General features: G+C 41.7%; 14 protein-coding genes. 11 read left to right on the forward strand and 3 right to left on the reverse strand.

Features of this window, described 5'->3' with window-relative positions:
* Nucleotides 1-9: 9 nt before the first annotated feature.
* The gene (locus tag RMZ95_RS03855) at nt 10-1,470 is read right to left on the reverse strand and encodes a TM0106 family RecB-like putative nuclease (RefSeq protein WP_322686014.1); all 1,461 of its coding nucleotides are present in this window, start codon (nt 1,468-1,470) and stop codon (nt 10-12) included.
* Between the two features lie 809 nt (nt 1,471-2,279).
* On the reverse strand, nt 2,280-2,633 hold the full coding sequence (locus tag RMZ95_RS03860) for a hypothetical protein (protein WP_322686015.1): 354 nt from the start codon (nt 2,631-2,633) through the stop codon (nt 2,280-2,282).
* A gap of 561 nt (nt 2,634-3,194) precedes the next feature.
* On the opposite strand from RMZ95_RS03860, the gene RMZ95_RS03865 reads away from it, so the two are divergent.
* The 6 genes from RMZ95_RS03865 to RMZ95_RS03890 all read left to right on the forward strand — a co-directional run bounded on the left by RMZ95_RS03865 (nt 3,195) and on the right by RMZ95_RS03890 (nt 7,803).
* Complete coding sequence (locus RMZ95_RS03865; RefSeq protein ID WP_322686016.1) at nt 3,195-3,695, forward strand: hypothetical protein; 501 nt, start codon at nt 3,195-3,197, stop codon at nt 3,693-3,695.
* Nucleotides 3,692-4,450 carry a hypothetical protein gene (locus RMZ95_RS03870; RefSeq protein WP_322686017.1) on the forward strand — a complete coding sequence of 253 codons (759 nt, stop codon included), beginning with the start codon at nt 3,692-3,694 and terminating at the stop codon, nt 4,448-4,450. The genes RMZ95_RS03865 and RMZ95_RS03870 overlap by 4 nt, the downstream gene beginning before the upstream one ends.
* A complete protein-coding gene (locus RMZ95_RS03875) occupies nt 4,447-5,424 on the forward strand; it encodes a tetratricopeptide repeat protein (protein ID WP_322686018.1) in 978 nt (325 codons plus the stop codon). Before RMZ95_RS03870 ends, RMZ95_RS03875 begins: the two co-directional genes overlap by 4 nt.
* Nucleotides 5,425-5,661: 237 nt before the next feature.
* The gene (locus RMZ95_RS03880; protein WP_322686019.1) at nt 5,662-6,057 is read left to right on the forward strand and encodes a hypothetical protein; all 396 of its coding nucleotides are present in this window, start codon (nt 5,662-5,664) and stop codon (nt 6,055-6,057) included.
* Nucleotides 6,058-6,735: 678 nt separating this feature from the next.
* Nucleotides 6,736-7,077, forward strand: a complete 342-nt coding sequence (locus tag RMZ95_RS03885; protein WP_322686020.1) for an NINE protein — start codon at nt 6,736-6,738, stop codon at nt 7,075-7,077.
* Nucleotides 7,078-7,098: 21 nt separating this feature from the next.
* Complete coding sequence (locus RMZ95_RS03890; protein ID WP_322686021.1) at nt 7,099-7,803, forward strand: helix-hairpin-helix domain-containing protein; 705 nt, start codon at nt 7,099-7,101, stop codon at nt 7,801-7,803.
* A 258-nt stretch (nt 7,804-8,061) separates the two neighbouring features.
* Here RMZ95_RS03890 and RMZ95_RS03895 read toward each other — a convergent pair whose 3' ends face one another.
* Nucleotides 8,062-10,692, reverse strand: coding sequence for an ATP-binding protein (locus RMZ95_RS03895; protein ID WP_322686022.1), 2,631 nt, complete (start codon nt 10,690-10,692; stop codon nt 8,062-8,064).
* A gap of 479 nt (nt 10,693-11,171) precedes the next feature.
* Between RMZ95_RS03895 and RMZ95_RS03900 the strand changes: the two genes are divergently transcribed.
* The 5 genes from RMZ95_RS03900 to RMZ95_RS03920 all read left to right on the forward strand — a co-directional run bounded on the left by RMZ95_RS03900 (nt 11,172) and on the right by RMZ95_RS03920 (nt 23,811).
* On the forward strand, nt 11,172-13,424 hold the full coding sequence (locus RMZ95_RS03900; protein WP_322686023.1) for a glycoside hydrolase family 65 protein: 2,253 nt from the start codon (nt 11,172-11,174) through the stop codon (nt 13,422-13,424).
* A 282-nt stretch (nt 13,425-13,706) separates the two neighbouring features.
* The gene (locus tag RMZ95_RS03905) at nt 13,707-16,520 is read left to right on the forward strand and encodes an ATP-binding protein (RefSeq protein ID WP_322686024.1); all 2,814 of its coding nucleotides are present in this window, start codon (nt 13,707-13,709) and stop codon (nt 16,518-16,520) included.
* Nucleotides 16,521-16,683: 163 nt separating this feature from the next.
* Entirely contained in the window at nt 16,684-20,574 is a 3,891-nt protein-coding gene (locus tag RMZ95_RS03910) for a leucine-rich repeat domain-containing protein (protein WP_409882143.1), read from the forward strand.
* A 59-nt stretch (nt 20,575-20,633) separates the two neighbouring features.
* Complete coding sequence (locus RMZ95_RS03915; RefSeq protein ID WP_322686026.1) at nt 20,634-22,736, forward strand: hydantoinase/oxoprolinase family protein; 2,103 nt, start codon at nt 20,634-20,636, stop codon at nt 22,734-22,736.
* A 259-nt stretch (nt 22,737-22,995) separates the two neighbouring features.
* The gene (locus RMZ95_RS03920; protein WP_322686027.1) at nt 22,996-23,811 is read left to right on the forward strand and encodes an RNA methyltransferase; all 816 of its coding nucleotides are present in this window, start codon (nt 22,996-22,998) and stop codon (nt 23,809-23,811) included.
* Nucleotides 23,812-23,915 lie beyond the last annotated feature (104 nt).

Here is a 23,915-nt window from a genome sequence, read left to right on the forward strand (position 1 = left end):
ATAAATTACTTAAGCTAATCGTAAATCATACTCACTTTGGAAAAAGTTGACAAGCCAATCTTTCACTTTATGGGTGGCGCGGCAGTCATCTTCGTTGTAACGTTGGATAATTTCTAGTAAGGTGCGATCGCCTGTTTCTAACCATCGATCGTACCAGTAAATACACTTGGCACCACTGGCTTCTTTATCACGCCACTCAAATCCTATCCAACGAGCGATCGCTTTCAAGGCATAGCTTTCTACGGGCAATGCTACACTTTGGGTTAATTGTTCATAGACATCCACAAATCGATTCAGTACAGGACGCACTAAGGAGTGTGGAGTGCCGTAAAGTTTTGCCAACCGTTTGACTGTATCAAACTCGTAGACACAAAAATGATAAATTGGCGCTTCGGGATATTGCCAAACCAAATCTAAAAATTGCTGCCAAACTAATTCTTCGTCTTCTGGTTTGTCTGCTAAAAAAGAATAAAATTGTTCTGTATTAGCTTGTCTATTAACAACCAAAACCCCTAAAAGATAATCTAAATCTAAGTCTGGCTGGGCTTCAATATCAAAATAAAGCTCTATGGGCGCTGTAAATGTAATATCTTCTGTTGGTAGCGGATATGGTAGAATCAGCGGTCGTTTTTCTAGTGCAGATTGAGCTTGTACTAGCAATTTGGGCGCTACTTCGGTGTCAAAACCAAGTAACTTTTCTAAGCTGCTGGGACTGGTGTTAGCAAGAGATTCCAGTGTGGTAATGTCTAAGGCTTGGAGTTGAGTGTAGCGAAGGGGTGTTACACCTGGTAGTAGTGAGAGATGTTTTTCAGATTGAGCGATCGCATAACATTCAGTATACCAATGGCAAAAATTGCACTTTTGGCGAGAAATAAATACCTCTGGCGGATTCGGTAACTCTAATACTTGAATAAACTCTTCCAAAATCTGCTGCATCCGTGGTGTCCATTTGCATAGATCGACTGCATAATTTGTATTTTTGGTTCGCAATATGAGCAAAGCTGTTTCAGGTGCAACTCCCTGCACTGTTGCCAACACTTGGGCATGAAATGCAGCGACAACTTGATATTCTTGCTTAGGGCGCTTACCCAGTTCAATACTAGCTGGGACGTAGCTCCAATCTCCAAAATTTGATTGTCCCGGCTGTTTCACAAGTAAATCTGGACGACTTAGCAGGGTGTCTGCTTCCGAATAAGTTGCTAACAGTACTCCTTTATAGATGTACTCAACCCCACGCTGCATCAATTCTAAAGTTGCTTTCTCTCCCTTTTCCCAGTTTCCATAAGAATAATCTGGTTGGTAATAAGTCATCTGTGCCAAAGCACTCAACTGATGAGCGATTTTGTCCTGTTGCAGTTTCCGTAGCAACTCATTGGGAGCATCGCGCTGACTTTTGTCACCGTGGATATCTAGAAAAGGTCGGCGTTTACAGCGTTGGTATTGCAGTAGGAGTTCAGCATTGATTAGCATCCTTTTAAGTTAACAAGAATTAGCAGAATCTGGGAGTAACTGTGACAATTAAAATCTGGAAGTGGTGATAGCTTCTCTCGAAGACGCTTGGCGTAGCTTGCTTCCCCCTATGGGTACGGTGCGCTACACCAACGCGTCCACGCTTAATTTGCCGTTTATTTTATACTGTCAACAGCTAGAGCGTTTGCTTTTCTGCCAAATTACAATTCAAAGAGAGTAAAAATCACAGTTTGTCCATTATTACAAGGTTACATGACAAAACAACATCAGCCGGATCTCATCTGTAAACGTGTCACACAACGATCGATCGCACGAGCAATCGCAAAACTCTCCTCTTATCTTGACGATTAATTTGAGTGCAAAACGATTGCATAATTATCGACTCAAGAAGGCGGATTCAGTCAGGTGCAAAACTTTATTCTGCTAGAGAAGGCTGTACGAGCGGTTAAAACTGCGATTGTCTGAACAATATTTTCTAATCAAGCTGTTTTGATTTAAGTAAAAATAGTAAGAGTGAAAATGATGTGGGAATAATTTCTAAGTTGTGCTTAGTACAATGTCTAACCTAGTAATGAAAAGTTCGTAGTAAGCACTTTAGTGTTTACTACGAACTTGTTGACCTTACTAATTTAAACTTAACAGACTATAGCAATCCTATTTGATTTGTGAGAATTTTGGTGTTGACTGTCCTTTGTCATTGGTCATTTGTCCTTGGTTTTGTCTTATGAATGATTTAGGATTGCTATATTAACAAGGATTTTGGCCAACGCATAATTAATTAAAACTACACCGTCAGCTTTTATCCCTGCTTATTTTCTCCCGATATCTAACTGTACTTGCAATCCATCATTGTCACTGCCTGACTGAGCCGGTGTTAAGAAAACTGAAGTGTCTGGCTGTGATAATGATTCGTTAAAGCGAATTTGGGCTGGAGTTTTATTTTCTCTTCTATTATTGTTGGAAAGGCTTGCTGGATTAGTTTGCTCAAAAAAACTTTTAAAGTCATCTTGGGCTGTTTTTTGATCGATTCCAAGTAGAGAATCACCACTTAATCGATATTGTCCGGGATTTGAGTTTGATGCTGGTGATTGAGCGTAGGCTTGGCTTCCTAAGCTTACAAAGGCTGCCGTAATCCCCAAGAAAGCAATAACTTTGGCGTTCATTTGCTCGCTCCAAATTATTTTTAATATTGCTCGTCTATTATTCTCTGGGAAAAATATTTTGATTAACTCTATTGTTAGGTTCAACTATAATAATTTTATTGCGTATATACTTAGCGTGTCAATGATTTTTGCTATTTTAGGGATTAACAAGTTATAGCTTTGATATCTTTTGAGAAGTTGGATTATCTGGTTAAGTTTCTGAGCGATCGCAGTTAAAGTTCGTTGAGATATGCCAGGATTAAACCAGGGATGCCAACAGGTACAACCGCATTCCCTTTTTTAGTCGTTGACTTTTATTATCAGTGTTACAGGATAGCGATCGCACTGGTCATGCTGATTAAGTTTTTGCACTGGTATTGCGCCTGTTACTTATTACTCATTACTTATTACTCATTACCCATCATCAAACGCAAAGGAGCTTGTGAGGAATGCGGGAATATGTAGGCGCGTTAGCTTACCAGCAATACCAATCTAGATATTCAGTATGCCTTTAAGTATCCAGGGTGTATAGTAAATTCAGCGTAATTAAGCCAAATTGCAACCGAATTAGTTTATTTTGCTATGCCAAATGAGCTTTTACAAATTTTAGTACCTGCATTTATCGGTGCTGCTTCTGGGTATCTGATTAATCAATTACCCCCACTCAGAAGCTTTCGGGGTAGCTGGTTCTTGGTTACTGCTGTAGTGATTGAACTTGTTCTCTTGTCAGCAATTTGGGCATGGTTGTCTGGAGAAGTTGCAAAAACATCAAATATCAGAGGATTGGTTCAAATGATTGGTGCTGCCTTGGTGGGAGCCTTTTTAGTGAATATTCTTCAACTCATCTTCGGTAACGCTTGGAGTAGACAGTCTCCACAACCAACTCCCCCTCAGCCAGGTACAAATCCGAGAACTGTTGTCAGAGGGACACGGATGAAAGGGAAGGGAAATAAAGCAAAAATTACTAAAGGAGACGTTTGGGTAGAAGATACTCAGATAAACGGTGAAAACCAAGAGTTTTCTGTGACAGACGATGCTAATCCTCCGGCTTCTCCTCAGCAAAATAATCCTCCGAATCCATGATTATTGCTAATCGCACAGAGGAACTTCGACTTTTTGAGCAGATGGTGCAGGGGAGCGTTGCCAAACGGGTGCTACTGATTGAAGCTAAATCTGGTTTAGGTAAGACTCAGTTACTGGCACGTTTTAAGCATACTCTGCCTCAAAATATATTATCTGTGCAAGTGGATCTCAAAACAGCACAGCTAGGAATTCCTTATGTCTTTTCTTGTGTACGCAAACGTTTAGGAAATGAACGTTTTCCTCATTTAAACGCTGCTGTTGGGCAATATCTCAAATCGGGGATAGAAGTCTCTAATACTACGATGATTGGCAAAGATAATCAATTGAGCGTAGTTTTGTCTAATGTGGATGAGTCTACACGCAATTTTCGTTTGACTGAACTAAGAGAGGCATTCTTTCACGACTTGCGGAAAATTCCTCAAACATTAGTCTTTTTGTTTGATTCTTACGAAAAAGCCATTACCGAACTGGCAGACTGGTTAGGAGGCGAATTTTTAACTGAGGTTGTTGATACAGACAAATTAATTGTAGTAATTGCTGGGCAGGAAATTCCTCAACCGACAATTGAGTGGATGGATGTGCATCACTGTTGTCGTTTAGAAGCCATCTTAGATAAAGAGGCTTGGTATAACTACAGCCGAGACAATAAATTGCCCTTTAATCAAGATGAAGTGGGAATGGCAATACAGATATTAAAAGGACAACCTGCGGAAATTGTGAAAACCTTAGAATCGGTAGCAAGAGAACGGCAGTGAATCATGAGTTATTGCAAAAACTAGCAAAGGCACAAACAGATGAGGAACGCTCTTGGATTGTCACGGAAAGTTTGCTTTCGACGCTTTCGCCTGAGTTAGCTGCGGCTGTTTGGGCGGTAGTAGTGCCACACTGGTTTAATGCAGAGATTTTAGCAGCACTGCGCCCAGAATTGCTTTCCACATCATCTCAGCTTTATACAGAATTGCAAGCTTTACCTTTTGTGGAAGAGTTTCCTGATAGAGGGCATAATGTTCACGATTTGACGCGAAATCTGATGTTAAAACATTTGCGACAAGAACGTCGGGATGAGTTTATCACGTTGTCGCAACGAGCAGTTGAGTATTTTGGCAGTACCAATGAACAGCCAGAAACTCAAATTGAATGGCTGTATCACTTGATTGTAGTTGACCAGGAGTGGGAAGGCGGCGAGCTTTGGGATTTAGCCCAAAACTGGGACAATAATTTTCGTGTTGCCGAACTAGAATCGCTGATTACAGCATTATTAGAACAGGTTGCAGCAGAGCAAGTAGCAACTCCAGCGAAAGCAGAAGTTTATTATTGGGCAGGTAAAGCAAAGTTTCGAGTTTATCGAGCAACAGAAGCCTTAGAGCTATACGAAGCAGCATTGGCATTCTACCGCGACATTGGCGCTCGCTTGGGTGAAGCTAATACATTACAAGCTATCGGCATCTTGCAAGAAAATTTGACTTTGGGTTTAGAGTATTGTCAGGCAGCGTTAGAACTGTATACCCAAATTGGTACTAAGTATAGCCAAAGCCGTAATTTGATTTACTTCACATCTGAAATTCTCTTAAAACTGGGACGGCAAAAAGAGGCTGTAGATGCGCTCAATCGCGCTATTGACATTGCTAGAGAGATTCCATATCAAATCTTTGTAGAAGATGCCACAGCTAAACTCCGAGAAATCCAAGAAAATCACGATTTTCATTCACAAAATCATGAGTTTCATTGACAAAATCATGATTTTCATTCACAAAATCATGAGTTTCATTCACAAACTCACGATTTTCATTCACAAAATCACGAGTTTCGTTAACAAAATCATGATTTTCATTCACAAACTCATGATTTTTGCGCTAAATACTGAATTAACTGTTGTATTAAACACTAGTTTTTGAGGATTTTACTGAACTAAGATCCAGCTTTAGTGAGGCAAACTAGCTATAAAGCAGATAAAAACGATATATTTATGTCGCGTCAAAAACGTATATACCGCGTTCTAGAAAAAGCTGAATTAAGAACGGCGGGACTTAAAGCCATAGATCCGACTATAGATTTTGGCGATGGGCGCAACTTAGAAAGCATGACACAATTAATTGAGCAATACCGTACCAAGATAGATGCTTATAATACTGCTCTAGCCACGATCGACTCTTCTAAAACTGAGATGGACGAATTGGAGAGAACTTTAAGCGATCTAACTGAGAAAATGCTCATTGGAGTTGCTTTTAAATACGGTAAAGATAGCCGTGAATATGAGATGGCGGGTGGTGTTCGCAAAAGCGATCGCATCCGTAAAAGCACAGCAACACGCTTGAAAACGACTTCAGAGGAAGCAAATACTAAGAGTGCTACAACTGTATAGAAGCGCCTCAGACTTAAGTCTGCACTATTGAAATAAAACCTGTTTTTAACAGCTTTTTAGGCACGAACAAGAGTTATGCAAAGTAGAATAAGAACTGCTAATCGCTGTCATGCTTGAATGTTGCATTGTTTTGTTGTCTAGAAAAGCAAAGAAAGCAAAACTTCAGTGATTTTTATGCTGTGCATTTTAACTTTAGTCATCAGAAACTTTACGTAAGTCTATTGATGTAACTATAAGCAAACTCGGTAAAATTCGTGAGGTTTAACAGATAGACATTAACTAAGATTAGCTTTAAATAGCAGTCAATATCTGTTAAACCAAACAAATTTGTTGTAATAACTGCTTAATTGTTGGTAAGCAACTATTGTTCAATATAACTTTATCTACTGATGAGCAACTTAAATAACGAAAGACTCAAACTTAAATTCGATCGGTTGCGTTTAATTCCATATCTAGCAATTGGTTCTCTGATTTTTTATTTCACTTCCAACCTAGATTTAAACTACATAGTTAAAGGATATTTAGTCTTAATGGAATCTCAGCTATGTATAATCGCTATTTATTTCTTGACGGACAAATTCACTAATAAACCAGATAAATAATCAAAGAAGGTCAAAAAATTGTGTTGTATTATATGCCAATAGATATTTATTAGAGTTAACTAAGGAAGTAAATGTTATGAAGACTAAATCTACAGCAATTATACTTTGCTTTTTTGGCGGGTGGCTGGGAATCCACAAATTTTATTTAGGAGAAAATGTAGCAGGTATTTTGTACTTATTGTTTTTTTGGACTTGTATTCCATCTTTAATAGCCTTTGTTGAATTCTTCGTCTTAGTTTTGATGTCAGATACCGAATTCAATACAAAATATAATCAAGTTATTGCAAGCACAAGTGGAGCAGTCTCTGCAAAAGATGCAACCAGTGCACTAGCTGATTTAAAAAATCTTTTTGATTCTGGGATAATTACCGCAGAAGAATATGAAGAAAAGCGCCAAAAGCTTCTGAAATCTTTGTAAATTAAAACTATTAATCGATTTATGATGTCACAATCTAAATCTTGGTTTCAACAAACTCCTGCTTGGGTGTGGTTATCATTAATTCCGACATTAGGGGGATTTGCGATTGTCTATGCAGGTTATAAATCCAAGACTAAAACTTGGGTTATTCTAGGGATTAGCATCTCTATATTAGCTTTAGCTTTATCGGCTAATAGTTTAGCATTTGCGCCCTGGATAGCTCAAATTGGCATTGCCTTCTATCTCAAAAAATCTTATTTAATCAAAACTTATCCAAAGAATTTACCAATTCCCGAAGAACAAGAGTTAGCTAAGTTAGTTGCGAATACTCGTGAGAAAATAGATATTAATGAATGCTCAAAACATGAATTAGTTAACTATTTAGGACTACCGATAGTTTATGCAAATAACATCGAATCGTTGATGAATGAGGGATATGTTTTCACTCATGTAGAAGAGTTAATCGAAATAGCCGGAATTCCTGAAAAGCAAGTAGATCGGATTACACCACTGATTACTTTTAGATACAACTACAAAAAAGAAGCTGATTGTTCTTGGAAACGATTAAATACATATTCAACTGATGAATTAACTACCTGTGGATTAGATGGAGCGATCGCAGAGCAAATTGTTGCCGAAAGGCAGCAACGAGGTGAGTATAAATCCTTGATTGATGTGAAGCAGCGCACTGGATTACCGTTTAATACTTATCGTCACATCGCTTAGAGGATGTTTGAAAGGTCATGATCGATCTATCAAATATTTTTTACCCCACCCTAACTCTCCCCTTATAAAGCTACCGTTTACACACAAGTTAGAAATGATTGACAAATCCGAGTTTTACCCCACCCTAACCCTCCCCTTGTAAAGGGGAGGGAACTGGATTTTTTTGTTTCCCCCCAATATATTGGGGGGATTAAGGAGGGTAATAATTCGATTAAAATCATAACATACCGCTTTTCAAACATCCTCTTAGACTCTCGATTATCTCGCCTTTTTCCAAGGAAGTTTCACAGTAAATCGACTACCTTTGCCTAACTGACTTTCGGCGTGGACAGTTCCACCATGTAACTCGACAATTTTTTGCACCATTACTAATCCTAAACCAGTACCCGGAGAACGAGGATTAGAAGTATTTTCAACTTGGACAAATGGTTGAAATAATTTAAATAAGTCATCGGAAAGCATCCCAATACCAGTATCTACCACGCTGATAAAGATATATGCATTGCTAGAACTTGGCTGGACTTCAATCCAGACTTCGCCTCCTTCTTTAGTAAACTTAATCGCGTTAGTTAACAAGTTGATAAATACTTGGCGAATGCGGCCTTCATCGACTTGGATGGGTTCGAGTTCTTCAGGGATTTGTGCCGTCAGCCGGATATTTTTCTGGAAGGCTAAATGTTTGACAAAAGTCAAGCAGAAGTCACATATTTCCTGAATCGAAGTAGCAGCTAGTTGCAGTTCGATTTTGCTGGATTCGGTATCGGTAAAGTCAAGGATTTGATTAATTAATTCTAGTAAGTTCTTACTGCTAGATTCGAGCATATTTAAAGACTGGCGCTGTTCTTCATTTACAGGGCCGTATACTTGCTCTTTGAGTGCCTCTGTGATTCCCATAATTGAGTTTAAAGGAGTCCTCAGATCGTGGTTAATGTTTCTTAAAAAGGTGCTTCTAGCACGATTTGCAACTTCGGCGATTTCTTTAGCCTCACGTAGAGCTGATTCTGCACGTTGGCGATCGCCTACTTCTAAAGTTAGAGTGACAATTTCCGCGATCGCTCTAACGAAGTTTTCCTCGCTCTGTTCCCATTTCCGGGGAATATCAACCTGCTCGTACAATACTGTTCCCACCATTTTGCCTCCAACCCAAAGAATGGTATCAATTAGGGACACAATATTATTTGGTTTGAGCAATTTATCCGATAATTCTTGTACCCGTGGATCGGTGCGAGTGTCAGAGACGGCAATAGTACCAGAAGCTAATAGGGCTTTAAAGTAGATGAAATAATCTGCAACGTTGCGTTCTAAACCTGCTGAATGTTTCTGATTGCTACGTTCATAGAGACTTATACATTGTAGTTTGGTACGCTCGTCATTGAATAACCATACACTGACTCGCTCTACTTCTAAGGCATTGGCTGCTTTTTGGGCGATCGCTTTGAATGCTGTTTCTAAATTTCCTTCAAAAATCGCTTTGTGATTTGCCAATTCTGTAAGTACTTGATGATGCTGTCCCTGTTTTCGTTCGCTGTTAATGCGTTCTTCAACCTCGTGCTGTAATTCTTGAGTTCGCTGTTGAACTTGCAGTTGTAAATCCTCATTTTTACTAATCAGTGCAGTAAAAGTTTTGCGTAAATCCTGCGCCACCTCATTTAAAAATCCACCCAGCACCTCTAATTCTTGAATTCCTTGTACTTTCACCACTGAGTCGCTGTTGGTAAAATCAGTTAAATCTTTTGTCGCCCTGCTAAAGTACAAAATTGGTTGAGTAATCCACCGAGCGGTGGCAATTCCCAATATAATAGCTAGTCCCAACGCTCCTAAACAAAGAAAAATTGTAGTTTGAATGTTGCGATTAATTTGTCCCATAAAGTCTGCTTCTGGGACAGCCACTATTATCAACCAATTGACATTTTTTTCGCCCTCGAAGGGTCTAACTTCTAAAAATTGCCGTTTGCCTTCCAAGGAAAAATCTAGTTGCTGTAAACCTTGAATTTGGTCAAAGTTACTAAATTTAGTTGTTAAGTATTTAGCGGTTGCTTGAGTCAAAGAATTGCCGCTTTGAGAAGCTGCTAATCTAATCGGTTTACCATTTTGTAAGCGGAATGGTTCTTCGTTGGTAGAACTTGCAACTAATAGCCCCGATCGCTCGATAATAAAAATTTGCCCAGACTTGCCAACTTTGATGTTTTGCAGCAAATTCCCAATTTGTGATAAGTGAGTGAGAGTGCTGTTGACTCCGAGTAGTTCGCCTTGGGAATTATAAATGGGAAGAGAAGCACTAATTAAGAGCGTTGGTTCAGTGCGGGGTGTAAAAATCTGACTAAAGCTAAACTTTTTGGCGGTAACTGCTGTTTGATAATCAGGACGCGATCGCGCATCATAGTTTTTGATTACCTCTGGTAATTGGGTACGTTGACCTTGAGAATCAATTATGTAGGTGTAAAGGTCATACCCAGTTGACTTATCGGCTTTTCTGAGTAAAAATTGGCGATCGTTGAACTTTTCCACCGCTAAATATTCTTGCTCATTGCTTGCAGTTATTGCCAACGCATCTGGAAAAATCTTTAACTGCTCGATTAAGTATGACTCCCAGGTTGCCAGATTTTCTATCTTCAGCAACCCCATGTTAATGATATTTTGATTACTGCCTAGTACCTGACGCCCAGTTGCCAAGTAAGTTTGTAAATTCTGCTCGACTCGATTGGCAACTTCATGACGTAATTCACTAGCTACCTCATTGATTGCCTTTTGCCCGTTTCCGATTGACAAGTATGCAGTCAATCCCACAGCTAGCAAGATTTGCAGCACAAACAACGCTACCAAGATGCCACTTAGAGTTACGCCTTTAAACAGAGAAAAAACACTACCTTGCCCAGTATTTTTGTTCATCTGCGCACTCTCCCTTCCTGTCCTGTAGTACTGAGTACAACACCTCTAGTTTGCTGTCCTGTGGGCTTATGCATAGTTTGTACTCGGTCAGGTCAAGTGCCAATATACCACTTCTGGTAAAAGAACAAAACGTTACATAACTGCACCTGTAGATTTTACCAGCCAAAATATGACTAACGTTCATCACAAAGACAAAGACGGCGATTTATCGCGTCTTGCCTTAACGATTCATCGCGTCTGGCCTTAATCGTAAATATCAAAGAAATTGATGAAAAACTGAATCAATTCGTAACTAGTTGAGATTTATGAGTTATAACTGGCATTTTTAAATAAATCTAACTGTAGACAGATGAAAAGTGAAACGCTACTGTTATCAGAAGCGTATTTTTTGGCGTTCAGATTATCTTTAATCTCGGCGCTCAAGATTGCTCCTAATTTTACCGCATTCTACCCAGCCCAAGACATAGGTTTTATCACTCATGCTCAACGTGTCCACTTCCAATTCTCAGCAAAATCAGCAATTAATTGACAATACTGACTGGAACGTTATTGAAACGGAGTTTAACCCGGCGCAGTTGCATCACAAAGAAACTGTTTTCACTCTTGGTAATGGGTTGTTAGGAGTGCGGGGTACATTTGAAGAAGGATATCCCCAAGATTTTCCAGGCGTACTGATCCACGGTGTTTATGATGATGTGACAATTACTCATACCGAATTGGTAAACTGTCCCAACTGGCTGCCATTGGTGGTGAAAGTAGCAGGCGATCGCTTTAGTATGGACAGTGGTGAAATTCTCAACTACGAACGTCGGCTCGATTTACGCTTAGGTTTAGTTAGCCGTGATGTGCGGTGGCGTAGTCCTAATGGTCATACCCTAGATTTTCACTTCGAGCGTTTCACCAGTTTAGCAGACCAACACGTTTTGGCGATTCGCGCTCAAATTACATCGGTAGACTTTGAGGGTGAAATTACCGTTGAAGCCGGATTTGACAGCGAACCACATACCCAAGGCATCAAACATTGGCGAACCTTAAACCAAGGTGGCATCAATCAGATTCTCTGGTTAAACAGTACAACTCTCCACTCAAATATTCAACTTGGGATGGCAGCTAAGTTAGTGGTAGATGGTGATGAGACTGCACCTGTGAGCGTCGAAAAGACTTCTACTTCTCCCACTTTGACAACCACCTTAGAGTTATATCCCGGAAAAACGGTAACTGTAGAAAAAATTGTCACCCTGTTTACTTCACGAGAAACAGAAATCCCCATTGCCACCGCCTTACAAAGACTTGCTGAGGAACCGAGATATACTACTTTATTGGCAGCTCACATTACTGCATGGGAGCAAGTGTGGCAAGACAGTGACATTATTATAGAAGGCGATCGCTTGGCTCAATTGAGCGTCCGTTACAATCTCTTTCAATTACTAGCTGTAACCCCGCGTCACGACAATCGGGTAAGCATTCCTGCCAAAGCTCTCTCTGGTTTTGCTTATAGCGGACATATCTTTTGGGATACAGAAATATTCATCCTACCTTTCCTCACCTTAACTCAACCAGCTCTAGCGCGTAACTTGCTTACCTACCGTTACCACACCCTACCAGGAGCTAGACGCAAAGCTCAAGAAGCCGGTTATCAAGGAGCGATGTTTGCTTGGGAAAGTGCCACTACTGGCGATGAAGTAACTCCGCGTTGGGTTCCGGCTCCCAATGGTGAATTAATCCGCATCTGGTGCGGTGATATTGAAGTGCATATCACCGCAGATATCGCTTATGCAATTTTGCACTACTGGCAGTCTACCAACGATGATGACTGGATGCGAGATTATGGCGCCGAAATTATCCTTGATACGGCTGTTTTCTGGGAAAGTCGAGTGCAGTGGAACCAAGAGCGTCACAGCTATGACATCCTAGATATAATTGGCCCCGATGAATATCACGATCGCATCGATAATAATGCCTTCACCAATCTTATGGTACAGTGGCATTTGCAGTCAGCTTTGGCGCTGTGGGATTGGCTCAAACAAGCTTATCCTGAAACCTCAGCAGAACTAGTGCAAAAACTCAACTTAACTACAGAGCGTCTGCACCATTGGGCAGAAATCCAAGAGCGTCTATTTGTCAATGAAGATGCTCAAACAGGTTTAATTGAGCAATTTGAAGGCTTTTTCCAGCTAGAAGACGTTAACCTCGCTGATTACGAACCGCGCAGTAAATCTCTGCAAAGTTTGTTGGGAATTGAAGCTACAAACCAGAAGCAGATTCTCAAGCAGCCAGATGTGTTGATGCTCTTGTATTTATTGCGCGAACGTTATGACTATAACACCCTCGCCACCAACTGGGACTATTACAACCAGCGCACCGACCACAGTTATGGTTCTTCATTAGGCCCAGCCATTCATGCCATCTTAGCTTGCGACCTCAATCAACCAACTGAAGCCTATACGCATTTTATGCGATCGGCCTTGGTAGACTTAGATGATGTCAGACTGAACGCCACCGAAGGAATTCACGCTGCCAGTGCTGGAGGAGTATGGCAAGCAGTAGTTTTCGGGTTTGCCGGTATTCGGATGACTCAATTTGGCCCCATTGCCTGTCCCAATCTACCATCTAACTGGACGCGTTTGAAGTTTCGCCTCCAATGGCGTAACGAGTGGTATGACTTTGACTTACAAGCCGAAACAGAAGTCAAAGTTCCTGCCTTGGCAGACACACGCTCGACAATTGTCTAATAGACTTTTTAGATAAATCAATGAGCTTTCACCCTAAATCCCTCTCCCAACTTGGAAGAGAGGGACTTTGAAATTGGCTTGGCTCCCCTTCTCCCAAATTGGGAGAAGGGGTTGGGGCATGAGGGCAATAAACGCTGGTGTTGTGAAGTAAATTTTCTTTGATGATAGATGTCGTAACATCTAAGTATGATTCCGTACAGAAAGTTTTTATTCTGAATATTTAAGAGATGGGAACTTTAGCTAATAAGCTTAATTAAAGTATCCCACCGAACACTGCTAATCATGTCCGATTTTGCTCATTCCACATTGGGCCAATCTTCTTCCCTTCGTTTGACTAGAAGCTTGAGTGCTGTTGAAAGTTGGGGCTTTGGTTTGACAGCTCATATTTCTTGGACAGCATTGGTTCCAGCGATTCATGCTGCTCTAGGTTCCCAAGCTATTTTTGTTTGGATACCTGCGGTGATTTTTGGAATGCTGCTTAACTATCAGGTAAAACGCTTAGGTTTGCATTTCATCAATGTAGCTGGAGGAACACCTAACTATGCTACCAAGCTACTGCATAACTACCCAAGACTTGCTCGCTATGCAGCAATTGGATACCTCCTCAACTGGGTTTCTTACCTGTCAGTGAATACAATCGTACTCAGAGATTTAATTAAAGTAAATTTAGAGACGCTGGGTATCACCTGTCCAGACATCTTTCTGGATATTAGCTTTACACTGTTGCCTTTTATTGTGGCATTTAGTGGGACTCGCGCCCTGAGTATTTTACATTTGTTTTTTGTAATTCCAGCCTTTGCACTGCTAATAACCTTCTGTATCCAAGGTCTTGGTTGGTTAGCATTTTCTCCCGTTAGTCCTGGGTTTTTTCCTAACAGTTGGTCATCTTTGAGCTTCGTGGATTGGGCAAAGTGGTTCTTTTTCGTCACTTATGCAACCTACAGCTGTGAAACGGCTTCTTCCTTTGTCGCTGATAGCCGCCACCCCACCCAGACGCTACGGTTTCTAAACGTTGCCGCCTGGATGATGCCACTCATCTTTTTGGGAGGGTCTTGGGTAGTGATGCGGTTAGCAACAAATCCCAACCTTAAAGATAATGCTTTCCTAAATCTGGTGGCAGCTTCCCAGCCCTTTTGGGGAAGGTTCGCTGGTGTAAGTGTTTCTTTTTTACTAGTAGCTGCAAGTCTTTTAGGTTCGGCAACAGTGGTTTCTAATTGCCCGCGAATTTTGTATCAACTGGCTTTAGATAACCACATTTCACCAGTATTTTCTGTGGTCTCACGTCGGGGTGTGTTTGTCCCTGCATTGACATTGACACTGGGATTGTGCTTAATCTATTTGATTTGGGGAGATGTAGCGCGAATCGTCGCTGTTGGTAACATCGGTTGGTTTGTCTCCTTTATGTTACTGCATTTGGGGCTTTGGCTTCGGCGCGATCGCCCGGAAGTTTTATTTCCTCGCATATCTCTGGCTATTCTGCTGTTAGAAGTTGTGGTGCTATTGGTGGGCGGATTTGCCTGGGGTTGGCTCAACTTGCTGATTGGGCTATTATTTCCCATTAGTGTTATAGGAATAGATGCGGTAATTCGCCGTGTGAATTTCCCTGCTTTCCATCCTGATTGGTGGATGCGGCGATATCGCACGCGCCCTGTAGTAATTATCAAAGATTCAGTAATTCTTCAGGTGAGCATTCTGATTTTTTTACTGTGCAGCGCCGTGGCAGTTGGCTGGTTATTTGGTGTCAAACTCAATAAAGTGGCGACTGCGGGCGGTGAGAATATATTTGTGGTGCTACTGATGAGCGTGGCATTTGTGGGAGTAGCGATCGCTTGCTGGACAAGTTTACCGCAAGTGGTAGCGATCGCAGAAGCAAGAGTTGCTGCCGAACACCTCTTTACAGTCGCCCAGGATGGTATTTTAGTAGTAGACGATCGAGGCATTATCCGCCAAGCTAACCCAGCCACCGAATCGTTCTTTGGTGTCAAACCATCTGAGTTACGGGGAAATCACCTGAACAAATGGCTACCCGCATTAGTCTACTATCCAGAGCAGTGGACAAAGCGTAGCGAACAAATTTTAATCGGTAATGGGAAAAATAGAACTTTGGAAGTTTCCATCTCAGACCGACCCCATCGGGATTTTCAGGAATATGTTGTGATTCTCCACGACATTACCCAGCGCAAACAAGCAGAACAGATATTACGATACTCAGAAGCACAATTGCGGCAAGAGGCAAAGCAGTTAGTATCTCAACTGGTGCATAGTGAAAAAATGTCGAGTTTGGGACAGTTGGTAGCAGGTGTAGCGCACGAAATCAATAACCCAATCAATTTTATTTCTGGCAATGTCGGCTATGCCAATCAATATATCCAAGATTTATTAAGATTGCTGCAATTATACCAGAAAAACTATCCTAATCCAGTAAAGGAAATTCAACAAGAAACAGAAGCGATCGACTTAGATTTTCTGATTGCAGACTTGCCCAACTTGCTAACTTCTATGACAGTTGGTGCGGAACGAATCACAGAAATTGTCTTATCTCTGCGAAACTTTTCTCGGTTAGATAACGCAGAGATGAAAGCTGTGAATATCCATGAAGGTATAGATAATACATTGATGATTCTGGAACATCGCCTCAAACCTAAATCTTCTAACAATCTAGCAATTGAGGTGATTAAAGAGTATGGCGACCTGCCATTAGTAGAATGTTATGCTGGACAACTGAATCAAGTATTTATGAATCTTCTCGCAAATGCGATCGATGCTTTAGAAGAGGTAGTGGAAAACGGTGAATGGGAAGTAAGGGAAGAAACGCTCTCTACTCCTCAGATAAGCATTCAGACTAAACTCACTAGCGAAAATCAGGTAGTTATTCGTATTGGCGACAATGGTATAGGCATTCCCGAAAAGGTACAAAAACAATTATTTGAACCATTTTTTACGACTAAACCAGTTAATAAAGGTACTGGGTTAGGTTTATCTATTAGTCATCAGATTATCACCCAAAAACATCAGGGAAAATTAGAATGTATTTCTGCTCCTGGAAAGGGAACAGAATTTATAATCGTAATTCCGCTCAATCAGCAAGCTATCTAATTGTCAACATCATCTGGCGTGGTTAAATTTTCACCTTTGGCGTTGCTTGCTATTTATTAGAATGTTAGGCTGAGATTTTCTGGCTAAACCACCTGTATCGGCTGTTACCTAGAAAAAGTCTGGCTATTACTCTGATTTTGGTAGTGAGAGAAAGGATTTGGTCATGGTAAGAGATAAGGCTTATCGGAAAGCAGAGCAGCGTATTAAACAGGCGAGGCGACAGGGATCAATAAAACTCGATCTCAGCAACATGGAACTCACTGAAGTGCCAGAGGCGATCGCATCCCTGAACCAGTTGCAACAGCTTGACCTCTCCGGTAACGAACTGATGGAACTGCCAGAGGCGATCGCATTCCTGACTCAGTTGCAACAGCTTGACCTCTCCAGAAACCAATTCACTGAGATAACAGAAGCGATTGCATCCCTGACTCAGTTGCAACAGCTTGACCTCTCCAAAAACCAATTGATCCAATTGCCAGAGGCGATCGCATCCCTCACACAATTGCAATTGCTTGATCTCAACGGTAATCAACTGATAGAACTGCCAAAGGCGATCGCATCCCTGACCCAGTTGCAAACGCTTGACCTCTCCGACAACCAACTGACGGAATTGCCAGAAGCGATCTTATCCCTGACTCAGTTGCAAAATCTTGACCTTTTCTACAATCAACTGACCCAACTGCCAGAAGCAATCGCATCCCTGACTCAGTTGCAACAGCTTAACCTCGACAACAACCAACTGACCCAACTGCTAGAAGTGATCGCATCCCTGACGCAGTTGCAAACGCTTTACCTTCGCAATAATAAACTGACGACATTACCAGAGGCGATCGCATCCCTCACACAGTTGCAACAGCTTAATCTCTCTGACAATCAACTGATAGTACTACCAGAGGCGATCGCATCCCTCACACAATTGCAATTGCTTGATCTCTCTGACAATCAACTGATAGAACTGCCAAAGGCGATCGCATCCCTGACGCAGTTGCAACAGCTTTACCTCTCCAACAACCAACTGAGCCAACTGCCAAAAGCGATCGCATCCTTGACCCAATTGCAAACGCTTGACCTCTCCAACAACCAACTGAGCCAACTGCCAAAAGCGATCGCATCCTTGACCCAATTGCAAACGCTTGACCTCTCTAGAAACCAACTGACAACACTACCAGAGGCTATCGGCTATCTGACCCAGTTGCAATCGCTTGACCTTTGGAACAATCAACTGATAGTACTACCAGAGGCGATCGGCTTTCTCACCCAGTTGCAACAGCTTGACCTCTCTAGCAACGAACTGACGATACTGCCAGAGGCGATCGGTTTTCTCACTCAATTGCAAAAGCTTGACCTCTTCAACAACCAACTGACGGAACTGCCAGAATCAACCAAAAATCTAACGCAACTAACTGTACTGTCACTTTCTGGAAATGAATTTGTCTCGTTTCCAAACGTAATCACGAGCTTACAAAAATTGAGAGAGCTTTATGCGATCCACAATGAAATTGAGCAGCTTCCCAATGAATTTGGCAATTTGACACAGTTAATAAAACTTTACTTAGGAGGAAAGCAGATTTCCTCTAATGCGTTTTATGAAGACGTAGTTCCTGGAAATAATCTGACATCATTGCCTCACAGTTTTACTCAACTTGCTCAACTAGTTGAACTTAATCTTGACGAAAACCCTTTGAACCCTGAACTAGCGGCGGCATATAAGCAGGGACTCAACGCTGTTATGGCGTATCTTCGGGCAAAGGCAGAAGAACAGATAACCTTGAATGAAGCCAAGCTGATTCTGATTGGTGAAGGTGAAGTGGGTAAAAGTTGTCTATTGGGAGCATTGCGGGGAGATGAATGGGTAGATGGTCGCCCCACGACTCACGGGATTGAAATTAAATCTGTAATCGTCACCGATCCCGACAGTGGCACAGAGATATCACTCAATGGTTGGGATTTTGGCGGTCAACGGGTTTATCGACCAACGCACCAATTGTTTTTCAGTGCGCCAGCCGTATATCTCGTTATCTGGAAACCACGGGAAGGCCCCCAGCAGGGCTTTGTCAAAGAGTGGATTACGCTGATCAAGAATCGGGAACCGGAGGCAAAGGTGTTGGTTGTTGCAACGCATGACGGCCCCGGACAGCGACAACCGGATATTGACAGACAAGAAATTTTGGATCAATTCGGCAAAGATACCGTAATCGATTTTTTCCATATAGACAGCAAACCCAACCAGGATACGACGCATTGCGCTGGGATTGTAGAATTAAAAGATACTATTGCTCGTGTCGCTGCATCTCTTCCCGAAATGGGGCGTTCCGTTCCAGCAAAGTGGCAACGGGTGCGGGAAACCTTACAGACAAGTGACAAAGCCTATCTGCCCTACGATGATGTCATTGCCATCTGCGCTGAACAGGGAATTGATGAGGAGCAAGCAGAACTGTTTCTTCGCATCTCCCATACACTAGGGCATTTCATCCATTACCATTACGACCCAACACTACGCGATATCGTCATCCTCAAACCCGACTGGCTGGCAAAGGCGATCAGCTTCGTGCTAGATGATGAAACGACACGCAAACGCAACGGTTTAGTGGAATTTCAGCATCTCAGTCAGTTGTGGAGCCATTCGCCATTTGCAGGCGAAGAAGGCTACCCCTCAAAGTTGCATCCAATTTTTCTGCGGCTGATGGAACGCTTTTATCTATCCTACAAAGTGGTATTCGATCCGTCAGAAACTAGCAATACCACCCTGATTGCTCAACTTGTTTCCGATACACGCCCGGAGCCATTGCCCAATTGGGGAGAGAAACCAGAAGCGGGAGACAGGCAACAGATACAAATCTGCCGCATTGTGGACAGTCGCGGACAGTTTGCAGTAGCAGAAGGATTATTTTACCAGTTGATTGTTCGGTTGCACAAATACTCACTGGGGCGGACTAATTACGAAAACAGCATTCACTGGCAACGCGGCTTAATGCTTGACAATGATTACAACGGTCGGGCATTGCTGGAATATATTGGCACAGATGTAAAAATTACAGTGCGGGCAGCTTATCCTGAAAGGTTCCTATCCTATCTCACAGAAGAGATTAAATGGCTAGTCGAGAATTTCTGGGAAGGGTTGCGTTGTAATGTGATGGTTCCCTGCATTGCACCTTGCAGCATGAATGCACCTGGAAACGGACTGTTTGAGGTACAAAAACTAATTGAAAGCAAAAAGAAAAATCGCCATGAGTTCCCGTGTCCCATTTCCGGGTGTGGTGAATGGCAAAACATCGATCAATTGCTGAATAACGCGCCAACTGCTCAACCCCCATCCCAAGAAATTGGCATTGAGCAGTTCCGATACATTGTGAAAGACGAGTTAAACGTCATCCGCAAAGATTTGGTTATGTACGATCGCCTAGATCAAGCACGCTTTCAGGTATTATCTCAAGAGCAACGCACCATTTTAAGCCAGGTCGATCAGCAGTTTGCAGAACTAATGCAGATGCTCACCGATGAAGCAAAAGACGGCCCGCGCCTGTTCAGCTTTAAGCCCATTGAACCAGGATTTTTCGATCGCCCCAAATGGATTAGTGCCAAATTTCAACTCACCCTCTGGTGCGAACACGCACGTCAGCCACTTCCAGCCTTAAATCCCAACGACAAGAAAAAGGGAGTCTATGAATTAGAATTGCCGCGTGAGTGGTTCACCAAGGCAGTCCCCTATCTCAGAATTTTGACTGGAACTTTGAGCTTAGTCTTACCTGTGGCAGGTTCGGCAACTAAATTTATACTGGATGATACTACCTACAAAGCCATTGAAGAACAACTCGATTTGGGACAGAAAAGCATCGAGTCTACTTTAAAGGGAAGTGATATGGCTTTGGCTGGAAAGTCCAAGAGCGATGCCTCATTTTTGGAAGGCGATGCAATCCGCGCTCAAGGCTCGATTTTGCGAGAATTACACGCCCTTCTGAAAGAAAAAGATCCTAGTTTTGGTGGTCTAGTGCAGGTGCAAAACAAACGCCGTGAATTTCTCTGGGTTCATCCTCAATTTGTAGATGAATATTAATTGACAACGGATATTAGAGCTATTTCGTAATTTCTCATGATTCTACAGGAAACAGAGTAATGTTGAAGGTTTTTGCTGACCGAGGTGGTACATTCACAGATATTGTTGCTGTTACTAATAATCAACTAATTATCGATAGACTTTCAAAACATCCCGAACGTTTTTTAATTGTCCCTCTGCCTAATCAGCAATGGATTATAGTCTACAAACTACTTTCAGAAAATCCCGAACAATATGAAGATGCAGCCATCCAAGGTATTCGAGATATCATGGGTATTGCTAGCAACGAACTCATTCCTGCTGAAGCCATAGAAGTGGTAAAAATGGGGACAACAGTAGCAACAAATGCTCTGTTAGAAAGAAAGGGAGACAGGGTTGTTCTTCTGATCACCAAAGGGTTTAAAGATGCGCTGCGAATTGGCTACCAAAACCGTCCTAACATCTTTGCGCGCCAGATAATTTTACCAACGATGCTTTATGAGCAGGTAATTGAAATAGATGAACGCTACGATGCTAATGGGAATGAATTAATATCCATAAATCTTGAACAAGTCAAAAGTGACTTACAAGCAATTTACCATACAGGAATTCGGAGTTGTGCGATTGTTTTTATGCACAGCGATCGCTATCCCGAACACGAGCAACAAATAGCCCAGCTTGCCCAAGAAATCGGCTTTACTCAAATTTCCGTATCTCATCGAGTTAGTCCTTTGATGAAGTTGGTTAGCCGGGGAGATACAACAGTAGTAGATGCTTATCTAACTCCTATTCTGCGCCGCTACGTTAACCAAGTAGCGAGTCAGCTACCCGGAGTAAAATTAATGTTCATGAAATCTGACGGCGGTTTAGTCGCAGCCGAACAATTTCAAGGAAAGGATAGTATTTTAAGCGGCCCGGCTGGCGGTATTGTCGGTGCAGTTCAAACTAGTAAAAGAGCAGGTTTTGAGTTAGTTATTACCTTTGATATGGGAGGGACAAGTACAGATGTTGCCCACTTTAAAGGAGAGTATGAACGACAACTAGATTCAGAAATAGCTGGGGCGCGAATGCGAGTTCCTGTATTAGCAATTAATACCATTGCTGCTGGTGGTGGTTCAGTTCTGTTTTTTGATAGTTCTAGTTATCGTGTCGGCCCTAAATCTGCTGGTTCAAATCCTGGCCCTGCTTGTTATCGACGTGGCGGGCCATTAGCGGTTACTGATGCCAATGTGATGTTAGGTAAAATTCACCCACAATATTTTCCCTCAGTTTTTGGAATTGATGGCAATTTACCTTTAGATAAAGATATTGTTATTCAGCAATTTACGCAATTAACCCAAGACATTCAAGCCGTTACATTAAATGATTGTACTCCCGAACAAGTAGCCGCAGGATTTATGGCGATCGCAGTGGAAAATATGGCGAATGCAATAAAAAAAATCAGTCTGCAACGCGGTTATGATGTCAGCCAATATGTGCTTTGTTGTTTTGGCGGTGCAAGTGGGCAAGTTGCTTGTTTAATTGCCGATACCTTGGGAATGAAAAAAATATTTCTACATCCTTATGCTGGAGTTCTCTCAGCTTACGGAATGGGATTAGCTGATGTGCGGGCGATTAGAGAAGGAGGAGTTGAACAACCTTTAACTCAAGCATTAATCCCTAAATTAGAGCAGTTAATGAGATATTTAGAAACTCAAGCTAGAAGTGAAATAAATGAAACAGATAGTCAATTAAAAGTAATCCGAAAAGCTAACTTAAAATATGAGGGTACTAACTCTATACTGACCGTTAATTTTGCCAATAAAGTAGTAGTAATGCAGCAAGATTTTGAGGTTGATCATCAATCACGCTATGGTTTCATTCAATTAGAGAAAAGCTTAATTGTAGAATCTGCTTCAGTGGAAGTAATTCAAAAAATGGATACTCCCGAAGAACCTTTAATTATTCGTACCCGTTCTCTAGATGAAGCCCCTGTCTCTGTTGAGACAGTCAGGATATTTACTGCTGATAGATGGCATAATGCTCCTATTTATCGACGAGAAGATTTACAACCAGAAGATAGTATTAATGGCCCTGCAATTATTATCGAAAAAATTAGCACGATTGTAGTTGAACCAAACTGGGAAGCAAGATTAACTGAACGTAATCATTTAATTTTGCAACGTCTTATAGAGATTATATAAAGATTTATGATTTAATTTCATTAACCGAAAATACTAAGTTTCAGTAAATTATTCGGAGATTTTCAATGTTAAATTTTTCTTCTCTTCCTTTGGAAATCCGCCAGCTTTGTCTAGATAGAAAGTTAAATACACCTGACTTAGAATAAATATGTGCTAATATCGATCGCAGTGAAGTTGATGTCTGCGGTATAGTTTCCGCAATGTCTCATGCTAATTCAAGTTTTTTATCTAGAGAGCCAAGTAGCTCTGCTGAAGGAGGATGGCTGGTGTTAATAGTTCCAGCCATGAACGGTTAGATGTTGAGGCTACGCTAACCGAAGTTAAAAGGCTCCAATTTGACCGCGCACATCGTAACGCCTCTGGATTATTCTATATCGAAGGTGTGCGTAACTTTGTCAAGGTAATTGACAACGGTTTTGATATTTTAGCGATCGCGTTTAGTGAGAAACTGCTCACAGCACCTTTAGCACGGAAACTAGTTCGGCAATCTCGGCGTTCTGGTGTTCCTTGCATCAGCCTTACACCCGAACAGTTTCGACGTATTTCTAAAAGTGAACGTACTTCTGGAGTTGGTGCAATTGTTCGTCAGCGTTGGTTCAAGCTGCGTGATATCTCGCCACAACCTGATTTGTGCTGGGTGGCTGTTGAAACTGTTCGCTCACCAGGAAACCTCGGAACCTTGATTCGCACATCAGAAGCCGTTGGCGGTGCTGGGTTTATTTTTATCAAAGATAGCGTAGATCCCTTTGCTCCCGATGTTATTCGGGCATCTATGGGTTCGCTCTTTAACCAGAAGTTTGTACGCACAAGCTTTTCTGCGCTCCGTAACTGGGTACAGAACCACCACTGTCCTGTTATTGGTGCTTCACCAGATGGGATGTCTGAATTTCATCAGTTTAATTATCCCAATTCTACTCTTCTTTTCCTGGGCGAGGAGCGCCAAGGTCTAACCCCAGAACAGCGAGACTTATGCCAGCATCTTGTTCGGATTCCGATGGTAGGTGCGGTTGACTCCCTCAATCTTGCTGTAGCAGGTAGCCTCTTAATGTATGAGGTTTATAGGTCGAGAACATAATGTGTGAAGTGACACCCAACATCAATCAATTTTTGTGTTGGGTTGCACTTTTCTTAACTCAACTTACATCAGCAAATGTTAAGTAATTCATTGAATTTAAACAA

It is taken from the genome of Nostoc sp. DedQUE07, assembly GCF_034530975.2.
Classification (GTDB): domain Bacteria; phylum Cyanobacteriota; class Cyanobacteriia; order Cyanobacteriales; family Nostocaceae; genus Nostoc.

Coding starts and splice junctions, on each gene's coding strand:
- RMZ95_RS03855 (WP_322686014.1), bottom strand. CDS start 1,470: ATGCTAATCAATGCTGAACTCCTACTGCAATACCAACGCTGTAAACGC.
- RMZ95_RS03860 (WP_322686015.1), bottom strand. CDS start 2,633: ATGAACGCCAAAGTTATTGCTTTCTTGGGGATTACGGCAGCCTTTGTA.
- RMZ95_RS03865 (WP_322686016.1), top strand. CDS start 3,195: ATGCCAAATGAGCTTTTACAAATTTTAGTACCTGCATTTATCGGTGCT.
- RMZ95_RS03870 (WP_322686017.1), top strand. CDS start 3,692: ATGATTATTGCTAATCGCACAGAGGAACTTCGACTTTTTGAGCAGATG.
- RMZ95_RS03880 (WP_322686019.1), top strand. CDS start 5,662: ATGTCGCGTCAAAAACGTATATACCGCGTTCTAGAAAAAGCTGAATTA.
- RMZ95_RS03885 (WP_322686020.1), top strand. CDS start 6,736: ATGAAGACTAAATCTACAGCAATTATACTTTGCTTTTTTGGCGGGTGG.
- RMZ95_RS03890 (WP_322686021.1), top strand. CDS start 7,099: ATGATGTCACAATCTAAATCTTGGTTTCAACAAACTCCTGCTTGGGTG.
- RMZ95_RS03895 (WP_322686022.1), bottom strand. CDS start 10,692: ATGAACAAAAATACTGGGCAAGGTAGTGTTTTTTCTCTGTTTAAAGGC.
- RMZ95_RS03900 (WP_322686023.1), top strand. CDS start 11,172: ATGCTCAACGTGTCCACTTCCAATTCTCAGCAAAATCAGCAATTAATT.
- RMZ95_RS03905 (WP_322686024.1), top strand. CDS start 13,707: ATGTCCGATTTTGCTCATTCCACATTGGGCCAATCTTCTTCCCTTCGT.
- RMZ95_RS03910 (WP_409882143.1), top strand. CDS start 16,684: ATGGTAAGAGATAAGGCTTATCGGAAAGCAGAGCAGCGTATTAAACAG.
- RMZ95_RS03915 (WP_322686026.1), top strand. CDS start 20,634: ATGTTGAAGGTTTTTGCTGACCGAGGTGGTACATTCACAGATATTGTT.
- RMZ95_RS03920 (WP_322686027.1), top strand. CDS start 22,996: ATGGCTGGTGTTAATAGTTCCAGCCATGAACGGTTAGATGTTGAGGCT.